This is a genomic window from Dissulfurispira sp. (assembly GCF_036745535.1).
Taxonomy (GTDB): domain Bacteria; phylum Nitrospirota; class Thermodesulfovibrionia; order Thermodesulfovibrionales; family Dissulfurispiraceae; genus Dissulfurispira.
Genome location: NZ_DAIOFX010000142.1, coordinates 1 through 2,560, shown reverse-complemented (window position 1 = coordinate 2,560; position 2,560 = coordinate 1). Strand labels below are relative to the sequence as shown.

Genomic DNA, 2,560 nt, shown 5'->3' with positions numbered 1-2,560 from the left:
ATTATTTCTTATATTATTTCTTATATTTCTGTCTTCTGTCTTCTGTTCTCTGTCCTCTAATTTAGCCTCTGTCTTTGCATCTTTTTTGTCTTCGGTGCCGACCTTTGAAGAAATCTCTATCACAAGCCTTGCAGGGTCTTCAAGACTGAAAACCTTAAAGTCATAATCAGATGTTTCAAGGTCAAAAACGATTCTCACGGTATTTGCAGTAAACCGGCCCACCCTAACCGTCTTTAGAGATTTACTGTTGATCGCAAAATTTGTCTGGATGCCTTTCATCAGTTTCGCATTCTTTATATCGAAGAAAAGCCTTTCGGGATTGGACAACTTGCCTTTGCTAAATTCTGCAGGGCCTGACAGGTCAATAACAACCCTTATGTATTCTGCGGTAGACCAGTGCCTGAGTCCTTTGACCTCGATCAACTCTTCAGATTTGCTTACGGAAGGAAAAATAAGCAAGCAGCAAGTAGCGAGCAGCATGAAGAATAGGAAAAATGGAGTGACGGAGCGATGGAGGACTGAATTGGAGTAATGGAGTAATGGAGTAATGATTTTTCTCCCAATACTCCAACACTCCATTACTCCATTGCCTCTGTCTTCTGACTTATAACTATATTGCCTGAACAGCCTTAACCTCCGGTATCTCCTTCTTTATTGTGCTCTCCACCCAGTTTTTCATTGTCAGGGTAGACATGGGGCATGTGCCGCATGCTCCCATCAGCCTTACATATACTATATCGTCTTTTACCTCGATTAGTTCAATATCCCCACCCTCTGTCTTAAGGCCGACCCTGATTTTGTCTAAAACACCTTCTACCTGCTCTCTGGTAATCATATCTACCTCACCAATACCCCAAAAAATCTGACGACTTTTTTTGGGGGCCCCGCCTTCATTTATTTAAATCATAGTCAATGATTGAGAGTTTATCAAGGGCAATAACAATTTATTGTTTAATAATAATTTTAACATGATTTAAATCATACATAAAATTATCGGATAAAATATATCATTGTTTATCTCAAACACAAGACACAAAAGGAGGATCTCGGATGAAAAAGAAAACTGCTATGAAGTTTGCAACCTTTCTTATCGCACTGTCATCTGCAGCACTGCCAGCAGTCCTGCCAGCCGGTCAGGACGTCCATAAGCATTCGCATCATGAAAAATCGCATTCTGCCGCAAACCCATTGATAGAAGAAATGGTAATACTGGACGGAGTTTTCCGTGAAGTGGTTTCTGCCGTATCTCTTGGAGATGGCGAAAAAGTGCATAAGGCGCTGCACCACATGCACGGCACCATGGAAAAGACCCACGAAGGAGTTCATGCAGGGGCAGTCAAAATCCCTAAAAATGCCCATCGGGTCGATGAATTCGTAAAATTGGATAAAGAGTTTCACGGCAATCTGGAAGCACTGGCACATGCAGCACATGAAAACAACCAGAAAGAGATGTTATCGCTGACAAAAAGCTCCTTGAAGGCTGTGTAAACTGCCACCAGACTTTCAGAAAGTAACCGCTTATCTCATAGCGATCCCCTCCCAATGAGATACCCTGCATAATGTGCAGGGTGTCTCTTTTTTTCTTATATCCAAATGCACCGCCTTTAATCTTCCTTTAATCTTCCATTTGTTATGCTGAAATCAAGGATTGGGTGGGTACCCGAAATTAACCCTGATCCAGAAGAAAGGAGGAAGCCGTGGAAACATCATCAGCAATCTTGGCAGCGGGATTGGCCTTTGAGGTCCTGACCGTGGTACTGACAATAGGAGCGATACTCGTAATTGTCAGGCCAACACCAAAATTTAAACCAATTAAAAGGGAGGCGTGTATGAAGACATTATCAGCAGTTTTGACAGTGGGTTTAGCCCTCGTATTAACAACAGGGACGGTTCTCGCCAGCGAGTATGAAAGACGTGGCGGCAAGGAATATGAGCGTCATGAAAGGTATGAAAGCAAGATTTACGGCACGGTAGAAAAGCTTCCAAAAGGGTTCGTAGGCACATGGGTTGTTAATGGAAAAGAGGTTCTGGTAACAAAGGATACCTTTATAGAGGAAGAACACGGAAAGGCTGTTGTCGGAGCATATGTGGAAGTAAAGGGCAGCTATGACGGGAAGACATTCACTGCATATAAGATCGAAGTAAAAAGGGCAAGGAAATAAGGCTTTCTGCAAAGGAATATAATTTACTTGAATACCTTGCCTTAAACGAAGGCAGGGTAGTAAGCAGAACAGAGCTTATAGAGCATGTCTATGATGCAGAGTTTGACCTTGACAGCAATATCATAGATGTCTATATCAACTATCTGAGAAATAAAATAGATAAGGGTTTTGATAAACAATTCATACACACTGTAAGAGGTGCTGGATACACATTAAAAAGCGACAGATGAAAAAAATACTGAGATCAATAAAGGGTCAGCTATTCTTATGGTTTTTTACATTCTCATCCGCCATACTGCTTGCTGTGGGGTTATTCATGTATTATGAGATCAAAGAAATAGTATTCCACTCCGTTGACCATACACTCCATTCAAAAATTCAGATGATTACCGGCCTCC

Annotated in this window: 5 protein-coding genes; 3 read left to right on the top strand and 2 right to left on the bottom strand. The window is 41.7% G+C overall.

Features of this window, described 5'->3' with window-relative positions:
* On the bottom strand, positions 1-423 hold a 423-nt coding region (locus V7L97_RS12155; protein ID WP_333656354.1), incomplete at its 3' end, for an AMIN domain-containing protein.
* A gap of 187 nt (positions 424-610) precedes the next feature.
* Entirely contained in the window at positions 611-835 is a 225-nt protein-coding gene (locus V7L97_RS12150) for a NifU family protein (RefSeq protein ID WP_333656352.1), read from the bottom strand.
* 215 nt (positions 836-1,050) lie between these two features.
* Here V7L97_RS12150 and V7L97_RS12145 point away from each other — a divergent pair, with 215 nt between their 5' ends.
* From V7L97_RS12145 to V7L97_RS12135, 3 genes are all read left to right on the top strand, one after another.
* Entirely contained in the window at positions 1,051-1,488 is a 438-nt protein-coding gene (locus V7L97_RS12145) for a hypothetical protein (RefSeq protein ID WP_333656350.1), read from the top strand.
* A gap of 209 nt (positions 1,489-1,697) precedes the next feature.
* Positions 1,698-2,162 carry a DUF5666 domain-containing protein gene (locus V7L97_RS12140; protein ID WP_333656347.1) on the top strand — a complete coding sequence of 155 codons (465 nt, stop codon included), beginning with the start codon at positions 1,698-1,700 and terminating at the stop codon, positions 2,160-2,162.
* Positions 2,159-2,392: a winged helix-turn-helix domain-containing protein gene (locus V7L97_RS12135; protein ID WP_333656356.1), complete on the top strand. Its 234-nt coding sequence runs from the start codon at positions 2,159-2,161 to the stop codon at positions 2,390-2,392. Before V7L97_RS12140 ends, V7L97_RS12135 begins: the two co-directional genes overlap by 4 nt.
* Positions 2,393-2,560 lie beyond the last annotated feature (168 nt).